Annotated in this window: 1 protein-coding gene; it reads right to left on the bottom strand. The window is 59.1% G+C overall.

The genetic code is table 11. The annotated features are described in order from the left end of the window. The coding region (locus ACIG36_RS33280) for an NADH-quinone oxidoreductase subunit J (RefSeq protein ID WP_399936253.1) at window positions 1-2,644 on the bottom strand (2,644 nt) is incomplete at its 3' end. Window positions 2,645-2,746 lie beyond the last annotated feature (102 nt).

Genomic DNA, 2,746 nt, shown 5'->3' with positions numbered 1-2,746 from the left:
AGTGTCCGGCTCGATAATCACGTAGGCGTTGTTGAACCATCGCAGCCAGGGCCCTGCGCTTGGTCACTCCCGCCTGCACCAGCCAGGCAACAGGTTTGCTCACGCCCGGGAGGTTAGTGAGGCCGTACTCCGCGGCCTTTTGGCGGACGTTCAAGATCAGCTTCCCTGGATCGCGCTGCGCTGCCTGGGAAAGGCCGTCCGGAGACGTCACTCCAATGGCGCACAGGATGTCCAGCATGCGGGGGTCGTCAAGACTCAAATGGACCTGGGCCAGCAGGGCCAGGTCCCGATACTGGTCGACGAGGACCGGGGAGCTTTTGAGATAGTCCGCCATTGCGGATCGCTGCGCCTCGTCATCGGTCCGGCGGGCGAGTTCACGCGAGGATGTAAGGCCAGCGGATTCCAGACGCTTCTTGTGCTGCACGAACACCGGCAGGTCCAGGAACTCATTGGAATGTACGATCTGCTGGAAGCCTTCGTGAGACTGAAGATCCCTGAAACAAGGGTCATGACGGGCATCGTTCTTATCCCTGTCAGTGGCAAGAGCGAACCGGAGATCCTCGACAGCGTCGTCGGCTTTGCCGATATCTCGCGCTTCCAGAAGGAAGCAGTCCAGGCAGGCGTGATCATACGTAAGCTTGGGAGAAGGAGGGTCCTCGGAGTGAGGGTGGAAAGGCGGAAGTGGACCCATCCTCCGCCCCAGTACGAAAACACTGCGCTCCAAGTTGCGGGCGAATGGCAGCATCCGCTCGGCGAGAAGTGCTACCTGGCCTGCCTTATGGGTTGCTTTGCACACCTCAAGAAGCTCTGTGGTGGCGGATTCGGCATGCTGCAGAGCATCCCAATCACTTTTACCGCTGATGATGAAGTAGTTCAGCCACTGCGTTGCGATGCTGTACAGTACGCGGATTCGCAACGGCACCCACCCCTCCCCGTCCTTCACGCCGTATTCTGGGTGATGGTAGTGCCGCTCCATACTCTCCGCGAAGCTCCTGTAGTCCGTGGTTTCCGTCGGTATTTCACGGTAACGGGCCCAGAGGTATTCAAAACGAGCCAGGACATAACCCGGGTCCTCGTCCATGGCCCTGTTCAGCAAACTAATCGATTTCGCTTGCGGGTCTATTAGCGACTTGCTTGTGGCAATTAGTTGCAGGGTGACGCTCTTCCAGTTTCGCGCACCGCATAGGCTGTCACGGAGGTTCAAATGCACCCGGCTCAGGTGCAGCAGGGTGAAAGCCGCTGCTCCTGTGAGCAGCTGGGCGCGTGCCCGGTCTCGGGCACTGTGGGTGGCAAATTGAGACGGGTCGGCTGCATTCTCCTCCGAAGGGTCAGCCTGGAGTGAGGGGAGATCGAGGTCTAGGCGGCTGAAGATGCTGCTATCGGCATGTTGGCCGTTCCGAAAAATGGTAACTGCGACCCGGTTGTCGTCCACGATTACTGCCCGAGCACGCCAGGTGTAGCCTGGATTGAGAGCGAAAAACATGCGGGACAGAAGGCTCGCGAATGTTCCCGACGGAAGCGCGCTTAGTTCGTTCATGGTGAGGTTGCTCAGAGGTGTTGTGTCTAGGATGCTTGCGGCCTGGAAACGCTTAGGTGACTCGGTTCCCAGGCCCTGCATTCTGGCGAGAAGGTAATCAGTGAAGGCCTGATTTATGGAACCTTCGAACTGTGCCTCGACCTGCAATCGCAGCTTTTGTCCGGCTGCCGCCGCCGTGATCAGAATCCCGAACGCGACGAGGACGGCATAGGCGCCCATAAGGCGTCTCTGCGGGGTTGTGAGTTCGGTACAGGACAGGAGTACACCCAACAGGATGATGGCAACGAGCGCGAGCAACATCGGGGCCCAATCTCGCCACACTTGTGATCCCTGACGAGGCGTCACCTGCTTAGTCAGCCGTTTGGATACACGGGCGACCATGTAGAAGATGAGCACGGCTATTGCCAGGATGACTATGCCGGCAGCCCACAGCAGCGGTGTTCCTGGGGTGAACGGCGTGAACATGACGTATGCGGGGAATATGCCAGCAGTGAAAATAATGAGAGCTAGTCCGACTCCTGCGGAAACTTTCCTCTCGGATTCTGACCACGCTATGGCTCCGACCTTGACAATGAACCCCGAGAGAAGTCCGCTGGCTGACAGCAGGACAAAGGTCCCCGCCACCATGAAGAGTACGAGTTTCGCGATCGTGAAGATCCAGTTGTCGTAGAAGTTGTCCCATCTGGACGACGCCTTCTGGATCGGCCTCCCCTGCAAGTCGTCCACTCGGGATACACCATCCTGGGCTGCGACATTGGATCTGTCTTTTGCGAGCGCCTCATGAAAAGATTTATCGGCCGCGTCGAGATCCCCGTCGCGGAATTCACGCTGACCCTTTGCAGCTAGGTCCACGGCGTCCTGGCGGGCTTTGGCGACGTTCTGAAGTCCTTCCTCCGCACAGCCTGTGGGGTCGGCCGTCACCGGGACGTCGCTGTAGAGCTTTTGCGCGCGATCGAGATAACCAGCGTCGAGGTTCCTGCGCGCGGTCTTGCACATCGCATTGTCGCTTGGGCTGGGCGACGGGCTCGGAGCAGCCGTTGCGGGTCCGACCGGAATCACGGCCGTCAGCAACACGGCGGCGAGTGCGCGTAGGGCGTTTTTCCACATCAGGCACCCCAGAGAGGCTGAGCACATTTACTCGCCGACCCTAAGGCCAGAGCGTGGCCCGTGCATTCTGACAATGGCCGTTGGTGTGCTGATGGGAAGACG

The organism is Streptomyces sp. NPDC053048 (assembly GCF_044547045.1).
Taxonomy (GTDB): domain Bacteria; phylum Actinomycetota; class Actinomycetes; order Streptomycetales; family Streptomycetaceae; genus Streptomyces.
The sequence above is the reverse complement of the archived record's forward strand: the minus strand, read 5'-3'. Positions and strand labels throughout refer to the sequence as shown.